This is a genomic window from Clostridium sp. AF37-5 (assembly GCF_003477605.1).
In the GTDB taxonomy this organism is placed as follows: Bacteria; Bacillota; Clostridia; order Lachnospirales; family Lachnospiraceae; genus Eubacterium_F.
Genome location: NZ_QUDR01000011.1, coordinates 85,862 through 103,082 on the forward strand (window position 1 = coordinate 85,862; position 17,221 = coordinate 103,082).

A 17,221-nucleotide genomic window follows, 5' to 3' on the forward strand; every position below is an offset into this window, starting at 1 on the left:
TTTTTCATGTTTCACGTGAAACATCTGTGAATCCTATCCGTGAAATGTTTCACGTGAAACATTTTTATAAAGGTTTTTTCTTTGGTTTACCTTCTTTTCTAGGATACTTACTATTTGTCTTCTCTTCTTTTTTTATAAATAACAAGTATCGTTCTTCTCTATCTCTTAAGGAAAACTTGTCCAAGTGGTCAAACTTAGCTGATAATTCACAAAAAGCATTCTCTGCAAGTTTTACTTCCTCTTCCTGTTTCTTTCCTTTATAAGAAACAAAGTATCCATTAACTTTAGCAAATGGAACACAGTATTCCATAAGGATTGGAAGTTCTGCTACTGCGCGTGAAACAACAAAATCAAATTGATTACGATACATTTCATTTTGTCCGTAAGTTTCCGCTCTTCCGTGAATTGCCGTAACATTGTTGATTTTCAGTTTATCACAAACCTGTTTTAAAAAATCTACTCTTTTGTTTAAAGAATCAAGCAAAACAAATTCACTTTCCGGATTAAGAATAGCTAACACTATTCCCGGAAAACCAGCACCGGTTCCAACATCAAATACTTTATTTTTTTCATTCCATAAAGAATCTTTCATAATTAAAGCGGAATCTAAAAAGTGTTTCCAAACGACATCTTCATATTCTGTAATTGATGTCAAATTCATTTTTTTATTTTCTTCCACTAATATTTTGTAATATTCTTTTAATTTATTTTCCTGCTGATCACTCAATTCAATATCAAATTGTTTAAAAATATCTCTCATTTAATCCACCCTCTTTCGATGATACTGTTCTAAGTATACCGTAAGCACGGAAATATCGGATGGAGAAACACCACTGATTCTCGCTGCCTGTCCAACTGATTTCGGGCGAATATCGGATAACTTTTGAATTGCTTCCAATCGAAGACTCTTAATATCTTCATAATCAATATCCGAAGGAATCTTCTTACTCTCCAGCTTATGGAATTGCTCAACTTGTTTTTGCTGGCGCTTGATATATCCTTCATATTTCAAATTAATATTTACTTCTTCTCTTACTTCTTCCGAAAGTTCCGGACGCTCCTTGTCAATCGGGGCTAACTTATCATAAGATAATTCCGGTCTTCGAATTAATTCTGCAAGACTGATTCCACTAACCAAACGGGTACTCTCATACTCATCTAATAATTTCTGCACTTCCTCGGTATTTCCGACATGCGTATGAAGAACACGGTTAATTTCCTTTTTAATTTGTTCTTCTTTTTCTACAAAATGCTGATATCTCTCCTCTGAAATTAAACCAATCTCATAACCGAGTTTTGTAAGACGTTCATCTGCATTATCCTGACGAAGCAAAAGGCGGTACTCTGCACGGGAAGTCATCATACGATATGGCTCATTTGTTCCTTTAGTAACTAAGTCATCAATCAAAACACCAACATATCCCTGCGAACGATCAATGATAATTGGCTCTTTTCCAAGACATTTTCTTGCGGCATTGATACCGGCAACAAGTCCTTGTGCAGCAGCTTCTTCATAACCGGAACTTCCATTTGCCTGTCCGGCACTAAAAAGACCTTTTACTTTTTTTAACTCTAAAGTCGGTAAAAGTTCCAAAGAATCCAAACAATCGTATTCAATTGCATACGCATTTCTTACAATCTTTGCATGTTCAAGTCCCGGTACCGAGCGGTACATTTTCTCCTGAACATCTTCCGGCAGAGAACTTGACATACCGCCAACATACATTTCATTTGTATAATTTCCTTCCGGCTCAATAAATACTTGGTGTCTGTTCTTATCTGCAAACCGAACAACCTTATCTTCAATTGACGGACAATATCTCGGACCGGTTCCTTTGATATAACCGGAATACAAAGGTGAGCGGTCAAGATTTTCTCTTATTACTTTATGTGTTTCTTCATTTGTATAAGTAAGCCAGCACTTCACCTGTTCTCTTTCCAAATCTTCCGGTTTATTTTCAAAGGAAAAAGGAACTATTTTTTCATCACCGTATTGAGGTTCCATTTTACTGTAATCAATCGTTCTTCCATCCATACGGGCAGGTGTTCCTGTCTTAAACCGACGCATAGAAATACCAAGTTTTTTTAATGAATCGGTAAGATGCGTTGCTGACTGAAGTCCATTTGGTCCGGTATAAACAGAAGTCTCTCCTGTAATACACCTCGCATTCAAATAAGTACCGGTACATAATACAACAACTTTACAAGGATAAATGGTTCCGGTATAAGACTTAACGCCACATACTTTTCCATCTTCTACAATAATATCTGTAATTTCACCCTGCTTGATGGATACACCATCTGTCTCCTCAATCACTTTTCGCATTGCATAACTGTACTCTTTTTTATCTGCCTGTGCGCGCAAAGAATGTACGGCAGGTCCTTTCGACTGATTGAGCATTTTTGACTGGATAAATGTGCGGTCAATATTTTTTCCCATCTCACCACCCAATGCATCAATTTCTCTGACTAAATGTCCTTTCGACGTTCCTCCAACATTTGGATTGCAGGGCATCATTGCAATGCTGTCAACACTGACAGTAAACAATGCTGTCTTGCAGGAAAGACGAGCTAATGCAAGAGCAGCCTCGCATCCGGCATGACCTGCTCCAATTACGATGGCATCAAATTGTTCTGTCATAATTTTCTCTCCTTTATTTTCCCATACAAAAATCTTTAAAGATTTTATTGATGATATCTTCTTCGAGTGTCTCTCCTATAATTTTACCAAGTGACTCATACGCATTTGTTAAATCAATCGCATACAAATCCTCCGGCATACCAAGTTCAATACTTTCTAATACTTTTTCCAGACTGTCTTTTGTTTGAACCAAAGCTTCTTTTTGTCTGGCATTGGTAATATATAAATCATCTTTTTCTTCTATTTTCGATTCAATAAATTGTCTCTTAATATAGGATTCCAGTTCATCCAATCCATCTCCCTTTGCAGCGGAAAATGAAATGACGTCTTTTCCTGACAAATTACGGATTTCCTGCATACTCAATGTCTGTTGCAAATCCGATTTATTTACTAAAACAACGCCTGTACTGTTTTTGCATAAATCAAGAATTTCATAATCCTCCTTGGATAATTCTTTGCTACTATCCAGGACTATTATTACAAAATCCGCTTTTTCAAGAGACTCTTTTGTCTTTTTGATACCAATACTCTCAATTTCATTTTCGGTCTCTCGGATTCCGGCTGTATCAATTAAATGTAATAATATATTTCCTATCACAATATCTTCTTCTAATGTATCTCTTGTTGTACCAGGAATATTCGTTACAATCGCACGATTTTCCCGTAGCAGACAATTTAATAAAGAAGATTTTCCTACATTTGGTTTTCCAACAATTACCGTCTGGATGCCTTCTTTCATAATTCTTCCATTGTTACAATTTTCAAGCAAATGATTGGTATCCTTTAACAGTGCCCGCACATGACCTTCAATTGTTTCATCAAAAGAATCCAAAGAAATATGTTCCGGATCATCAAGTGCAGCTTCCAAATAAGCAACATCTTCTAATATTACTTCACGAAGTTTTTGGATTCGATTCTTAATACTTCCTCTCAACTGACTCATCGAATTAAAAAGTGCTAACTCACTTTTCGACTGAATTACATCCATTACAGCTTCTGCCTGTGACAAATCAAGTCGCCCATTTAAAAAGGCACGTTTTGTAAACTCACCCGGCTCTGCAACTCTTACACCATGACGGACTAACAAATCTAAAATCACCTGACAAATATAGTGACCGCCATGACACTGGATTTCTACTACATCTTCCGCCGTATAACTTTTTGGAGCCTTCATAAGAAGTACAAGAACTTCATCTATTTTTTTCGAACCGTCAAAAATAAAACCATACTGAATCGTGTGGCTTTTCTTTTCATTTAAATCAATCAAAGTTCCTTTTTCATTACAAAAAATACGGCTTACAATGGAAAAAGAATTTTCTCCGCTCACTCGAATTACACTAATACTTCCATTTTTCGATGATGTAGCAATTGCGGCAATTGTCTCCTGCTCAAACATAAAAACTCCTTTTCTTTGTCAAAAAAGGCTGAATCCTAAGAATCAGCCTTTCACACTTTTCTCTCAATCTTTCTTTTCCTGATATGGTCTCTTGCGGTCACGGGAATAATTATTGTTTCTTCTCCGATAATTATTTCTTCTTGGAAGTTCCGAAGCAAATTCCCGATTTAAAGTAACAACCACCTTACGATGTGGCTCTTCACCTTCGCTATGTGTATCCACATATTTATCAGCCTGTAATTCCGCATGAATAATTCTTCTCTCATATGGATTCATCGGCTCTAAGAAAGCAGGACGTCCTGTCTTCTTAACTTTGCTTGCCACATTTCTCGCCAGATTTTCAATTGTTTCTTTTCTTCTCTGACGATAATTTTCCGTATCAATCTTAATCTTCGTATAAGTATCTTTATTTTTATTTGCAACAAGAGAAGTCAAATACTGAAGGGAATCCAAAGTCTGTCCGCGTTTTCCGATTAACATACCCATCTCAGTACCCTTCAACTCGATGCGGATTTCATTTTCCACTTCATCAAACTCTGTTTCAATCTCTACATCTAATTTCATAGCCTGGAATGTTTTTGCTAAAAAGTTCTTAACCGTATCAACTACATTCTCTTTTTTGCGAACACGGATAACTGCCGGTTTACTAAACAAACCTAAAATTCCACTTTTTTCTTCTTCAACTACTTCATATTCAATCTGGTCACTCGTTGTTTCCATCTGGATTAAAGCATTTGTCAAAGCTTCATCTGCTGTTTTTGCAGAAAACTCTTTCCACTCTTCCATCTTAAATTCCTCCTATTTTTTATCTTTCTTTCCAGAAAGCATGTGTGCATATCCCGCAATACTGCCGGAATCAAAATCTTTGTTTACATGAGTCTGAACCTCTTCCTCTTTGGAAGATGAATCAGCGGTATTTTGATAAGCGGAAGCAGATTTAATTCCTGCTGTTTTCTTTTTCGCATACTCTTCCATCTGACGATTCATGGCTTCACGTTTTGCACTTTTCTTCGTTGCTTTACCTTTATTCTTTTCAATCAATTCATCCAAAGAAATACTGTCTACTTTGCGGTTAATCAAAATAGCCTGTACAATTCTAAACAAACTACCAATAATCCAGTAAATACCAATACTTACGTCAAAGGAAAGACAGAAAAATCCGGACATAACAGGCATCATGTAGTTCATCATCTTCATAGAACTCTGCATCTGGTCCTGCTCACCAGCATCTGTTTTTACCTGAATCAGTTTTGTATTAATAAACTGAAGAACCATAGCCAAAATCGGAATCAAAAATACCAAAATTCCGGCATATGGATAATTTGCTCTATCTTTAAATAAAGACATCGGAGATTCATTAACCAAAAGTCCTAAAAATTTATAAGCTTCCGGATTTTCTTTCATCGAACCAATTCCATTTACATAATATGGAATGTTACGAATGACATTATACAAAGCAAAAAGAATTGGCATTGTAATCAAAAGAGGAAGACATCCACCAAACGGACTAATTCCATATTTTGCATAAATATCCTGCGTCTCCTGATTCATCTTCATCTGGGATGCCTGATCTTTTTTATTCTTGTATTTCTTCTGAATTGCTTTAATCTCCGGGTTAATCTTATTCATCAACCGGGATGATTTCTGCTGTTTTGCGTTGAGAGGATACATAAGAATATATACAAATAATGTAAATATTACAATACACCAACCAACATTATGCACTCCTAATAAATGGTACATACACCAGTCGATGCCATTCATAGCCAACCCCAATAACTGATTCAACCAACCTAATGGGAACATATTTTCCTCCTAATACTGTTTACGGCACAGGATCATAACCACCTTTGTGAAAAGGGTGGCATCTTAAAATTCTTTTTATAGCCAAAAAACCACCTTTTCCTGCACCATACTTTTTGATTGCCTGAGCAGCATACTCAGAACAACACGGTGTATAGATACAGGAAGGTGTTCTTTTCAATGGTGATATATATTTTTGATAGATGTGTATCACAGCTAATAAAATTTTCTTCACACAATCACTTCATTTCAATATTCCATGTATTTTCAATAAATGAAAAACTGCGCCGTCTACTTCTTTAAAATTCTTATTTTTTACATCTTTTCGGGCAACAATAATAATTCGATTACCCTCTTTCACCAATGCGTCATTCTTACGAACGGATTCTCTTAACAATCTGGTGATGTGATGACGCACAACACTGTTACCAACTTTCTTACTTACAGAAAAGCCGTAACGACTGGGACCACTCTCCCCTGTTTTAACATACATAACCAGATACTTATTTGCTTTCGATCTACCTTGCTTGTAGACCTTTTGAAATTCAGGATTCTTTCCTAATTTTTCAAACATTTTCTTTTCCTCATCAGGGAGAAGAAAAGGTCAGTAAAACTCTGACCTTATGCAGACAATTTCTTTCTTCCCTTAGCTCTTCTTTTGGCAAGCACTTTTCTACCATTTGAAGTGCTCATTCTTTTACGAAAACCGTGAACTTTCGAACGCTGTCTCTTTTTTGGCTGATATGTCATCTTCATTTTGCATACACCTCCTTTATAAAATAATAACGAAATCCGTATCAAGCCTAATTATATTATCATATATTCCAATAGTCAAGCAGTTCTTTGCGTTTATCAACAATTTTTTCTAAAATCATGTCAATAAAATTTGCTTTTGCCTCTTATTTGTAGTACAATAAAAACGTATGATTTTACCCAAATTCAATTTTTATTAGGATAGGCAGGAAATTTAATGGAAAATGAAATTAAAGACAAATGGAACGAAATAATTACATATATGAGGGATACTTATAATATCAACGGCGTTCTTTTTCGTACATGGATTAATCCACTTACAATTGTTTCTTGTGATAATGACACAATTATCCTTGCAATTGATGAAAAAGAACAGGGCGATATCCTTGGCTTAATCGAAAAAAAATACAAAGTTGCTTTTCAGGTATCCATCGAAGTTATTACAAATCATCAACTGGATGTCCGTTTTATTTATCAAAATGAGATGGATGCGAAAGGAGTTTCTTCCTATAATAAAGAGGAAATGCTGGAAGAAAAATATCCATTCTTAAAACAAGGTCATTCCTTTGATACATTTGTCGTAAGTAACAGTAACAACATTGCTTATAATGCTGCTGTAGCAGTTGCCGAGAATCCAAACGGCCAGTTATATAATCCATTATTCTTATATAGTGGTCCGGGACTTGGAAAAACTCACCTGATGCATTCGATTGCCAGATACATTTTGGAGAACCATCCGGAATACAGCGTTATGTATACAACCAGTGAGAATTTTATGAACAATGTTGTCGATGCCATTCGTACGAATCGAAAGACACAGGATACTGCTGCTACTTCAAACCTGCGAAAGAATTACCGAAACGTTGATGTACTTCTCATCGATGATATTCAGTTCATCATTGGTAAAGACAGTACACAGATTGAGTTCTTTAATACCTTTGAAGCTTTGTACCAGTCCGGAAAGCAGTTAGTTATTTCCAGTGATAAGCCGCCAAGTCAGATGGAGCACTTGGACATGCGTTACCGCTCCCGATTTACTTCCGGTATGACAATTGATATTCAGCCACCTGATTATGAGATGAGTATGGCGATTTTAAGAAACAAACAAGAAAATTCTGATATTCAATTGAATGAAGAAATTCTTGATTATATCGCTACAAACATAAAATCCAATATTCGTATCTTAGAGGGTGCTTATAATAAAATTCTTCTTTTTGCAAGATTTACAAAGCCAAAAGATAACAAGATTGACTTAAATATGGCAAAAGAAGCATTAAAGGATTTTATCTCGCCAAATGAAAATATGGTAATTACGGCAGATTACATTATTGATATTGTAGCCGACCACTTTAACTTAGATAAGGAAGCGATTCTTTCTGAGAAGCGGACCAAGACTGTTTCGATTCCGAGACAGATATGTATGTATTTGTGCAATGAATTAACAAATCTTACACTTACGGAAATTGCTGTAAAGCTCAAAAGATCGAACCATTCAACAGTTATCCACGGTGTTCACAAAATTGAACAGGATATTCTCGTTGATAAAGAGTTAGAAGAAACCATTAATGTGTTAAAGAAAAAGCTCAATTCTTGATAACTTGTTGATAACTGTATTTTTTACGTCAATAACTATTTAATAACCTGTTAATTGTGAAAATTGTCATTTTTTTCATAGACATTCATTCACAGTAACAAACAAGTTATATAAACTTACACATAAAGGTTAAACCACTTAAATTAAGGGCTTGTAAAACTTGTCCACAAATAAACAGCCCCTAATACTATATACTACTAGCTAATACTTTAATTTATTATGTTTACGGAAGGAAAGGAGTTATTCACAATATGAAGTTTACCTGTACCAAAACGAATTTTAACAATGGAATTAACATTGCCCTGAAAGCAGTACCGGGAAAAACAACGATGCCAATTTTGGAATGTGTTGTAATTGAAGCAAAAGGAGATATGGTAAAGCTGACTACGAACGATATGCAGCTTGGCATTGAGACAAAAATACCTGCAGAGATTGAACAGGATGGTATCATTCTTGTTAATGCAAAAATGATTTCTGAAATTGTTCGCCGTCTTCCGGATGATGATGTGAATTTTGAAGTTGATGAGAATAATAACATTCTCCTGTTTTGTGGAAAATCCAAGTTTAATATTCCGGGTATTCCTCATGATGAATTTCCGATGCTTCCAAAAATTGAAGCGGATAAGACAATTCACATTTCGCAGTTTACTTTAAAGGAAATGATAAGACAGACTATTTTCTCAATTTCCGATAATGAAAGTAATAAGATTTTGACCGGTGAATTGTTTGAGATTAATGGGGATGAATTTAAGATTGCTTCTCTTGATTTAGTAAGAGTTTCAATTCGTAAGATTCACCTGAAAGAAAGTTATGACCCGATAAAGGTAGTTATTCCGGGTAAAACATTGAGTGAAGTGAGTAAAGTTTTAAATGGTGGAATGGATGATGAGGTTTCAATTTCATTTTCCAAAAACCACGTACTTTTCGAGTTTGATGAGACGGTTGTTGTATCCCGCCTGATTGAAGGAAACTTCTACAACATCGACCAGATGTTAAAGACAAATTATGAGACAAAAGTTAAAATCAATAAAAATGAATTATACGGATGTATCGACCGTGCTACTCTCCTTCTTCGTGAAGCAGAGAAAAAACCGGTGATTCTTCACATCAAAGAAGACGAAATTCAGATGGAGATGAATACCAAAATCGGTTCGATGGATGAAGAAGTGACGGCTGAAAAAGAAGGAAAAGATTTAGTCATTGCTTTCAATCCAAAATATATTAATGATGTATTAAAAGTAATTGATGATGAGGAAGTGACTTTGTATTTGTTTAATGCAAATGCTCCTTGCTTTATCAAGAATGAAGAAGAATCCTATATTTACCTGATTTTGCCGGTAAATATGAATTAGAAATGAGGATGTTATGCAGGAAATAACGATTAAGGATGAGTTTATCAAACTGGGTCAGGCTTTGAAACTGGCGGGGCTTGTCGGTTCCGGGGTGGAAGCAAAAGTAGTGATTCAGGATGGTGAAGTAAAAGTAAATGGTGAAGTGGATGTAAGAAGAGGAAGAAAATTACATCCCGGTGACTGTTTTGAATTTGAAGGAAATGAAGTAAAGGTAACATCTGTATGATATTAAAGTCCATTGAAATGAGTAATTTTCGTAATTATGAAAGAGAAGAATTTCATTTTCATGAAGGAACGAATGTGTTGTACGGTGATAATGCACAGGGAAAAACGAATGTGCTGGAAGCCATTTACCTTGGAGGCACGACAAAGTCGCACAAGGGAAGCAAAGATTCGGACATGATTATGAAAGGAAAAGACGAAGCTCATATTCGATATTATGTAGAAAAGAAGCAGTGTACTTATAAAATCGAAATTCACATGCGTCGGGGAAAGACAAAGGGAATTGCGATTGACGGGCTGCCAATTGGAAGCAGTAAAGAGTTGATGGGATTATCCCACATTATATTCTTTTCGCCGGAAGATTTAGGAATTATTAAGGATGGACCGGAGCAGAGACGAAGATTTATGGATATGGAATTGTGTCAGTTAGATAAGGCATATCTTTATTACCTGACACAGTATAAAAAAATATTAAAACAGAGAAATGCGCTGCTTAAGCAAATTCAGAAAAACAGTGAATTGAAAGATACGCTGGAAATCTGGGACAAACAACTGGTAGAAAATGGAATCCGGATTATACAAATCAGGGAACAGTTTGTAGAAGAAGTAGCAGCCATTATGAAACAAAAACATTTCAACCTGACAGGTGGTCTGGAAGAAATGGAAGTAATTTATAAGCCAAACTGCAAGGCAGATGATTTTGCCACACGCTTATTTATAGAGAGTGAAAGAGATATTTTACTTGGTACTACTACCGTGGGACCTCATCGTGATGACATGCAGTTTTTTATTAACGGACAGGAAGTAAAGGTTTACGGTTCGCAGGGACAAAAAAGAACTTCGGCTTTGTCGCTGAAGATGGCGGAAATCGAAATTGTAGAGAAAACAATCGGAGAAAAGCCAATTCTTTTATTGGATGATGTTCTGTCTGAACTGGACCGAAATCGTCAAAACTATTTATTGGAAAATATAAAAGGAATTCAGACGATTATTACTTGTACCGGATTAGAAGAGTTTGTAAAAAATGGAATAAACATTAATCAGACATTTGAAATTGTTCAAGGAAAAATTAATGGCAATTGAGAAGATGGAGGTTTTTCATGAGTGAAGAAAAAGAAGTAGTATATGGAGCTGACCAAATACAGATTTTGGAGGGGCTTGAGGCAGTAAGAAAAAGACCGGGTATGTACATTGGAAGTACATCGGAGAGAGGTCTTCATCATTTGGTATATGAGATTGTCGATAATGCAATTGATGAGGCATTGGCCGGTTACTGTGATGAAGTCCAGGTATTTATTAACAAAGATAATTCGATTACAGTTATTGACAACGGACGAGGAATCCCGGTTGGAATTAATCATAAAGCGGGAAAACCGGCGGTCGAAGTTGTATTTACCGTGCTGCATGCCGGTGGTAAATTCGGCGGTGGCGGATACAAAGTATCCGGTGGACTTCACGGTGTAGGTGCGTCGGTTGTAAATGCATTGTCTGACTGGCTGGAAGTTGAGATTTATCAGGATGGAAAAAAATACATCCAGCGATATGAAAAAGGAAAAACAATGTATCCGTTAAAAGAAATTGGTACGACGGATCAGAGAGGAACAAAAGTTACGTTCTTGCCGGATGAAACAATTTTTACGGAAACAACAGAATATAGTTTTAACATTTTGAAGCAGAGACTTCGTGAAATGGCATTTTTGACTAAGGGAATCAAAATTATTTTGACAGATTTAAGAGAAGAAGAACCTTATTCAGAAACATATCATTATGAGGGCGGAATTAAAGAGTACGTTCAGTACTTAAACAAAAACAAAGAACCTTTGTATGAAGATATCATTTACTGCGAAGGACAAAAGGGCAATGTTGTGGTAGAAGTAGCATTCCAGCACAATTCGGCTTTTAATGAAGGATGTTATAGTTTTGTAAATAATATCACAACGCCGGAAGGTGGAACGCATCTGGCAGGATTTAAAAATGCACTTACAAAAACGTTTAATGACTATGCGAGAAGCCAGAAGATTTTAAAAGATGCGGATCCAAACTTAAGTGGTGAAGATATCCGCGAAGGTTTGACGGCGATTATCAGTATCAAGATTCCGGAGCCGCAGTTTGAGGGACAGACAAAACAAAAGTTAGGAAACTCTGAGGCAAGAGGAGCTGTTGACAATGTTGTGAGTGAACAGCTGACATATTTCTTAGAGCAGAACCCGACAATTGCCAGATTGATTTGTGATAAAGCATTACTTGCTCAGCGTGCCCGCGACGCGGCGCGCAAAGCGCGCGATTTAACACGCCGTAAAACGGCGTTAGAGGGAACCAGTCTTCCGGGTAAGTTAGCAGATTGTAGCGACAAAAATCCGGAAAACTGCGAGATTTACATCGTAGAGGGAGATTCCGCCGGCGGCAGCGCAAAAACGGCGCGTGACCGCGCAACACAAGCGATTCTTCCACTTCGTGGAAAAATCTTAAATGTAGAAAAAGCACGCCTTGATAAAATTTTGGTGAATGCAGAAATTAAAGCAATGATTACAGCATTTGGTACCGGAATTTCAGAAGATTTTGATATCAGCAAACTGCGTTATCATAAAATCATTATCATGACCGATGCCGATGTCGATGGTGCACATATTGCTACGCTGCTTTTAACATTTTTATACCGCTTTATGCCGGAGCTGATTCGTCAGGGTTATGTATATCTGGCACAGCCGCCTTTGTATAAAATTGATAAAAATAAAAAGTCCTATTATGCATACAGCGATGAAGAATTAAATGCAACACTTGAAGAAATCGGACGTGATGGAAACAACAGCATCCAGCGTTACAAAGGTCTTGGTGAGATGGATGCCGAGCAGTTGTGGGATACAACAATGGATCCGGAGAAACGTATTTTACTTCAGGTTACAATGGATGAGGAACAGTCTTCAGAAATTGATTTAACATTCAATGTATTAATGGGAGACAAAGTAGAACCACGAAGAGAATTTATTGAGAAAAATGCGAAGTATGTTAGAAATCTCGATATTTAGGAAGGAGTAATGAAATGGACGAAAATATTTTCGACAAAGACAGTTTTGATGCAATCAAACCGGTGGATTTGAAAGAAACAATGGAAACTTCCTATATCGATTATGCGATGTCGGTTATTGCTTCCCGTGCACTGCCGGATGTCAGAGACGGATTGAAACCGGTACAAAGACGTATTTTGTATGCAATGATTGAGTTGAATAACGGACCGGACAAGCCACATCGTAAGTGTGCCCGTATCGTCGGTGATGCCATGGGTAAATATCATCCACATGGTGACAGCTCAATTTACGGTGCTTTGGTTAATATGGCGCAGGAGTGGTCGACTCGCTATCCGCTCGTCGACGGCCACGGAAACTTTGGTTCCGTCGATGGTGACGGTGCTGCCGCCATGCGTTACACCGAGGCAAGATTAAGTAAAATTTCGATGGAAATGCTTTCCGATATCAACAAAGATACGGTTGATTTCATGCCGAACTTTGATGAGACCGAAAAAGAGCCGGTTGTATTACCATCCCGTTTTCCAAACTTATTAGTAAACGGAACTTCTGGTATTGCTGTAGGTATGGCGACAAATATCCCTCCCCACAATTTGACGGAGGTTATTAATGGTGTCGTAAAAATCATTGATAATCAGGTGGATGAAGGAAGAGAAACCGATTTAGATGAAATTATGGAAATCATCAAAGGACCGGATTTTCCAACAGGTGCCACAATTCTCGGGCGTCGTGGAATCGAAGAAGCGTACCGTACCGGCCACGGAAAAATCCGCGTGCGTGCGGTTACCGACATTGAGCCTATGGCAAATGGCAAGAACCGGATTATCGTAACGGAACTTCCTTATATGGTAAACAAAGCAAGACTGATTGAGAAGATTGCAGAACTTCATAAAGATAAACGAATTGATGGAATTACAGAACTCCGCGACGAATCGAGCCGTGAGGGAATGCGTATTTGTATTGAGTTACGAAAAGATGTGAATGCAAATGTAATTTTGAATCAGCTTTATAAACATACACAAATGCAGGATACCTTTGGTGTCAATATGTTAGCACTTGTAAATAACGAGCCGGTTGTCATGAATCTTTTGCAGATGCTTCAGTATTATTTGAAACATCAGGAAGAAGTCGTAACAAGAAGAACAAAATATGATTTGAACAAGGCAGAAGAAAGAGCACATATTTTAAAAGGATTATTGATTGCTCTTGATAACATTGATGAAGTAATCAAAATTATCCGTGGTTCGGAAAGTGCTGCTTTAGCGAAAGAGCGTTTAATTGAGAGATTTGGACTGGATGATGTGCAGGCGCAGGCAATTATTGATATGCGTCTTCGTGCACTGACCGGTTTGGAGCGCGAAAAATTAGAGAGTGAGTATGCCGAACTTCAGAAAAAAATTGCTGAATATAAGGCTATTCTTGCAGACAAGAATCTGTTACTTGGAGTAATCAAAAAAGAGATTCTTTTGATTCGTGATAAGTACGGTGATGAGAGAAGAACTTCGATTGGATTCGATGAATTCGATATTTCCATGGAAGATTTAATTCCGGTTGAAAATACGGTAATTGCCATGTCACACCTTGGTTATATTAAGAGAATGACAATTGACAATTTCAAAAACCAGCACCGTGGCGGCAAAGGTATCAAGGGAATGCAGACCATAGAAGAAGATTATATTGAAAATCTGTTTATGGCGACAACACATCATTATCTGATGTTCTTTACCAATTTAGGTAAAGTGTACCGTATGAAAGCCTATGAAATTCCGGAGGCGAGCCGGACATCGAGAGGTACTGCAATTATTAATCTTTTGCAGTTACTTCCGGATGAAAAAATTTCGGCTGTAATTTCCATCAAAGAATTTGAAGAGGATAAATATCTCTTCATGGCAACAAAAGATGGTACAGTCAAAAAAACACCGATTTTAGAGTATGCAAATATCCGTAAAACCGGTTTACAGGCAATTACTCTGCGCGATGGAAATGAATTGATTGAAGTAAAAGTAACGGATAACAACCGTGACATTTTCCTTGTAACAAAGAGAGGACAATGTATCCGTTTCAATGAAAAAGATGTGCGTACAACAGGCCGTACATCAATCGGTGTGCGAGGCATGAAGATTGATGAGGGCGACGAAGTAGTTGCTATGCAGATGGATATACAGGGACCAAACCTTTTAATGGTTTCTGAGTTTGGTATGGGTAAACGTACAAGCATCGATGAATTTGCTCCGCAGTTTAGAGGCGGTAAAGGTGTAAAATGTTATAAAATTACAGAAAAAACCGGAAATGTAATTGGCTGTAAAGCAGTTGAACCAGGAACGGAAATTATGTTAATTACAACGGAAGGAATTATTATCCGAATTGGCGTGGATGATATTTCACAGCTTGGACGAGTTACTTCCGGCGTTAAACTGATGAATTTAGATAGTTCCAAAGATATCCGTATCGCCAGCATTGCCAGAGTGCATGAGGAAGAGACGGATGAGGACGAAACAGAAGAAGAGTCATCAGAGAGTGAGGAATAAAAATGAGGACGATTCATACAGATGAAATAACAAAGTGCATAAAAGAAATGTGCATGCAGGTAAATGTAGATTTATCACCGGATGTAAAAGATGCTTTGTTAGCCGGAAAAGAGAAAGAAGAATCGACAATCGGAAAACAGATTTTGGAGCAGTTGGAGAAAAACTTGGAAATTGCGAAAGAAAGCCAGATTCCGATTTGTCAGGATACCGGTATGACAGTTGTATTTTTACGTATCGGACAGGAAGTTCATATTGATGGAGATTTTCTGGAAGATGCGGTGAATGAAGGAATCCGCCAGGGATATTCGGAGGGATATCTGCGCAAATCGGTTGTATCGGACCCGATTTTAAGAGAAAATACAAAGGATAATACACCGGGTGTTATTCATTATGAAATTGTTCCGGGAGACAGATTGGAAATTACAGTTGCTCCAAAAGGATTTGGCAGCGAGAATATGAGTCGTGTCTTTATGTTAAAACCGGCAGATGGAATCGAAGGTGTCAAACAGGCAGTTATCCGGGCAGTAAAAGACGCCGGTCCAAATGCCTGTCCTCCTATGGTAATTGGTGTAGGAATTGGCGGCACTTTTGAAAAATGTGCTCTTTTGGCAAAGAAAGCTCTGACACGTGAATTAGGAAGCCATTCAGAAATTCCATATGTGAAAGATTTTGAAATTGAGGTTTTAGAAGCCATCAATAATCTTGGAATTGGTCCGGGTGGATTAGGAGGCCGTGTTACAGCAATCGGATTAAATGTCGAAACCTATCCGACACATATTGCCGGACTTCCGGTTGCCGTAAACATTTGCTGTCATGTAAATCGCCACATTACAAGAGTGTTATAAAAAGGAGAAGGTTTTCATGGATAAATATATAGAGACACCACTGACAAAGGAGAAGGTAAAAGAACTTCATGCAGGAGATTACGTGTATATAACGGGAACAGTATATACAGCGCGTGATGCTGCCCATAAACGGATGGTGGAACAAAAAGAGCAGGGAATGGAACTTCCTTTTATAATGAAAGACCAGATTATCTATTATTTAGGACCTACTCCAAATAGAGAAGGCCAGGTGATTGGTTCTGCCGGTCCGACAACTAGCAGCCGCATGGATAAATATGCGCCGACTCTTCTTGACGAAGGATTAACCGGGATGATTGGAAAAGGAAAAAGAAGTGAAGCGGTTATTGATTCCATGAAAAAAAATACAGCTGTATATTTTGCAGCTGTAGGAGGTGCCGGAGCACTTCTGTCAAAGTGCATCAAAAAAAGCGAAGTAATTGCCTATGATGATTTAGGAACAGAGGCAATCCGCAAATTGTATGTAGAAAATTTACCGGTTATCACTGTAATTGACTGCGACGGAAATAACCTATATGAAACAGCACCTGAAAAATATAAAAGAAGTCATTGACAAACATTATATTTTTTGATAAAATATTGCTTGCACTGAAAAAGTGCGGCGAATTGAATATTGCATTGATATTCAGCTGGAGAAGTACTCAAGTGGCTGAAGAGGCGCCCCTGCTAAGGGTGTAGGTCGTTCGCGCGGCGCGAGGGTTCAAATCCCTCCTTCTCCGTTCAGACAATCCTGTTATTTACAGGGTTGTCTTTGTGTCTGAGAGAACATTTAAGAATTGGTTTTCTTGTGTCTCATTAGACAAAAAATATCAAGATATTGTGCTAAAAAAACATTTTGTAATTTTTTAAAAAAAATTGAAAAAAAGTGTTGACAAGTACAAACATATTTGATAAGATAGTATTCGCTGACGCGGTAAAGCGCACAGCAAACGGAATCAAAAAAGATTCCAAGAACCTTGATAATTGAACAGTGAAACAACCTTGAAAAATTATAAAATAATTTTTCGGACAAGGACATTCGATAAGAATGAAACCAAAACCCGATT

The 17,221-nt window shown here is 37.3% G+C and carries 16 protein-coding genes and 1 tRNA gene; 9 read left to right on the plus strand and 8 right to left on the minus strand.

All coding sequences use genetic code 11. From position 1 onward, the window contains the following. Window positions 1-64 precede the first annotated feature (64 nt). The 8 genes from rsmG to rpmH form a co-directional block, all read right to left on the minus strand. Window positions 65-760: a 16S rRNA (guanine(527)-N(7))-methyltransferase RsmG gene (rsmG, locus tag DW019_RS08645; protein ID WP_118443122.1), complete on the minus strand. Its 696-nt coding sequence runs from the start codon at window positions 758-760 to the stop codon at window positions 65-67. Next, window positions 761-2,641, minus strand: a complete 1,881-nt coding sequence (gene mnmG / locus DW019_RS08650) for a tRNA uridine-5-carboxymethylaminomethyl(34) synthesis enzyme MnmG (protein WP_118443123.1) — start codon at window positions 2,639-2,641, stop codon at window positions 761-763. It abuts the gene before it with no gap. Window positions 2,642-2,654: 13 nt separating this feature from the next. After that, window positions 2,655-4,037 (minus strand): tRNA uridine-5-carboxymethylaminomethyl(34) synthesis GTPase MnmE, encoded by a 1,383-nt coding sequence (gene mnmE, locus DW019_RS08655; protein WP_118443124.1) that lies wholly within the window; start codon window positions 4,035-4,037, stop codon window positions 2,655-2,657. Between the two features lie 63 nt (window positions 4,038-4,100). Beyond that, window positions 4,101-4,823, minus strand: a complete 723-nt coding sequence (jag, locus tag DW019_RS08660) for an RNA-binding cell elongation regulator Jag/EloR (protein WP_117479250.1) — start codon at window positions 4,821-4,823, stop codon at window positions 4,101-4,103. Window positions 4,824-4,835: 12 nt separating this feature from the next. Next, entirely contained in the window at window positions 4,836-5,843 is a 1,008-nt protein-coding gene (locus tag DW019_RS08665; protein ID WP_118443125.1) for a YidC/Oxa1 family membrane protein insertase, read from the minus strand. 19 nt (window positions 5,844-5,862) lie between these two features. Beyond that, window positions 5,863-6,075, minus strand: coding sequence for a membrane protein insertion efficiency factor YidD (gene yidD, locus DW019_RS08670; RefSeq protein ID WP_117479248.1), 213 nt, complete (start codon window positions 6,073-6,075; stop codon window positions 5,863-5,865). A gap of 9 nt (window positions 6,076-6,084) precedes the next feature. Beyond that, window positions 6,085-6,414: a ribonuclease P protein component gene (gene rnpA, locus DW019_RS08675; protein WP_022376207.1), complete on the minus strand. Its 330-nt coding sequence runs from the start codon at window positions 6,412-6,414 to the stop codon at window positions 6,085-6,087. Between the two features lie 47 nt (window positions 6,415-6,461). Next, the gene (gene rpmH, locus DW019_RS08680) at window positions 6,462-6,596 is read right to left on the minus strand and encodes a 50S ribosomal protein L34 (RefSeq protein ID WP_022376208.1); all 135 of its coding nucleotides are present in this window, start codon (window positions 6,594-6,596) and stop codon (window positions 6,462-6,464) included. A gap of 214 nt (window positions 6,597-6,810) precedes the next feature. Here rpmH and dnaA point away from each other — a divergent pair, with 214 nt between their 5' ends. The 9 genes from dnaA to DW019_RS08725 all read left to right on the plus strand — a co-directional run bounded on the left by dnaA (window position 6,811) and on the right by DW019_RS08725 (window position 16,894). Next, window positions 6,811-8,187, plus strand: a complete 1,377-nt coding sequence (dnaA, locus tag DW019_RS08685; RefSeq protein ID WP_022376209.1) for a chromosomal replication initiator protein DnaA — start codon at window positions 6,811-6,813, stop codon at window positions 8,185-8,187. 251 nt (window positions 8,188-8,438) lie between these two features. Next, window positions 8,439-9,539 carry a DNA polymerase III subunit beta gene (gene dnaN, locus DW019_RS08690; RefSeq protein ID WP_118443126.1) on the plus strand — a complete coding sequence of 367 codons (1,101 nt, stop codon included), beginning with the start codon at window positions 8,439-8,441 and terminating at the stop codon, window positions 9,537-9,539. Window positions 9,540-9,552: 13 nt separating this feature from the next. Continuing rightward, the gene (locus DW019_RS08695) at window positions 9,553-9,765 is read left to right on the plus strand and encodes an RNA-binding S4 domain-containing protein (protein ID WP_022376211.1); all 213 of its coding nucleotides are present in this window, start codon (window positions 9,553-9,555) and stop codon (window positions 9,763-9,765) included. After that, the gene (gene recF, locus DW019_RS08700; protein WP_117479246.1) at window positions 9,762-10,844 is read left to right on the plus strand and encodes a DNA replication/repair protein RecF; all 1,083 of its coding nucleotides are present in this window, start codon (window positions 9,762-9,764) and stop codon (window positions 10,842-10,844) included. The genes DW019_RS08695 and recF overlap by 4 nt, the downstream gene beginning before the upstream one ends. Before the next feature lie 17 nt (window positions 10,845-10,861). Next, window positions 10,862-12,787: a DNA topoisomerase (ATP-hydrolyzing) subunit B gene (gene gyrB / locus DW019_RS08705; RefSeq protein ID WP_117479245.1), complete on the plus strand. Its 1,926-nt coding sequence runs from the start codon at window positions 10,862-10,864 to the stop codon at window positions 12,785-12,787. A gap of 14 nt (window positions 12,788-12,801) precedes the next feature. Continuing rightward, window positions 12,802-15,312 (plus strand): DNA gyrase subunit A, encoded by a 2,511-nt coding sequence (gene gyrA / locus DW019_RS08710; protein WP_118443127.1) that lies wholly within the window; start codon window positions 12,802-12,804, stop codon window positions 15,310-15,312. A 2-nt stretch (window positions 15,313-15,314) separates the two neighbouring features. Then, window positions 15,315-16,157 (plus strand): fumarate hydratase, encoded by an 843-nt coding sequence (locus DW019_RS08715; protein ID WP_118443128.1) that lies wholly within the window; start codon window positions 15,315-15,317, stop codon window positions 16,155-16,157. A gap of 16 nt (window positions 16,158-16,173) precedes the next feature. Next, window positions 16,174-16,728 (plus strand): Fe-S-containing hydro-lyase, encoded by a 555-nt coding sequence (locus DW019_RS08720; protein WP_117479242.1) that lies wholly within the window; start codon window positions 16,174-16,176, stop codon window positions 16,726-16,728. A gap of 78 nt (window positions 16,729-16,806) precedes the next feature. Beyond that, window positions 16,807-16,894 (plus strand) — tRNA-Ser (locus DW019_RS08725). The last annotated feature ends 327 nt before the right edge of the window (window positions 16,895-17,221 follow it).

Excerpts from the sequence above, each read along its gene's own strand:
- rsmG (WP_118443122.1), bottom strand. The coding sequence starts at position 760 with ATGAGAGATATTTTTAAACAATTTGATATTGAATTGAGTGATCAGCAG.
- mnmG (WP_118443123.1), bottom strand. The coding sequence starts at position 2,641 with ATGACAGAACAATTTGATGCCATCGTAATTGGAGCAGGTCATGCCGGA.
- mnmE (WP_118443124.1), bottom strand. The coding sequence starts at position 4,037 with ATGTTTGAGCAGGAGACAATTGCCGCAATTGCTACATCATCGAAAAAT.
- jag (WP_117479250.1), bottom strand. The coding sequence starts at position 4,823 with ATGGAAGAGTGGAAAGAGTTTTCTGCAAAAACAGCAGATGAAGCTTTG.
- DW019_RS08665 (WP_118443125.1), bottom strand. The coding sequence starts at position 5,843 with ATGTTCCCATTAGGTTGGTTGAATCAGTTATTGGGGTTGGCTATGAAT.
- rnpA (WP_022376207.1), bottom strand. The coding sequence starts at position 6,414 with ATGTTTGAAAAATTAGGAAAGAATCCTGAATTTCAAAAGGTCTACAAG.
- rpmH (WP_022376208.1), bottom strand. The coding sequence starts at position 6,596 with ATGAAGATGACATATCAGCCAAAAAAGAGACAGCGTTCGAAAGTTCAC.
- dnaA (WP_022376209.1), top strand. The coding sequence starts at position 6,811 with ATGGAAAATGAAATTAAAGACAAATGGAACGAAATAATTACATATATG.
- dnaN (WP_118443126.1), top strand. The coding sequence starts at position 8,439 with ATGAAGTTTACCTGTACCAAAACGAATTTTAACAATGGAATTAACATT.
- DW019_RS08695 (WP_022376211.1), top strand. The coding sequence starts at position 9,553 with ATGCAGGAAATAACGATTAAGGATGAGTTTATCAAACTGGGTCAGGCT.
- recF (WP_117479246.1), top strand. The coding sequence starts at position 9,762 with ATGATATTAAAGTCCATTGAAATGAGTAATTTTCGTAATTATGAAAGA.
- gyrB (WP_117479245.1), top strand. The coding sequence starts at position 10,862 with ATGAGTGAAGAAAAAGAAGTAGTATATGGAGCTGACCAAATACAGATT.
- gyrA (WP_118443127.1), top strand. The coding sequence starts at position 12,802 with ATGGACGAAAATATTTTCGACAAAGACAGTTTTGATGCAATCAAACCG.
- DW019_RS08715 (WP_118443128.1), top strand. The coding sequence starts at position 15,315 with ATGAGGACGATTCATACAGATGAAATAACAAAGTGCATAAAAGAAATG.
- DW019_RS08720 (WP_117479242.1), top strand. The coding sequence starts at position 16,174 with ATGGATAAATATATAGAGACACCACTGACAAAGGAGAAGGTAAAAGAA.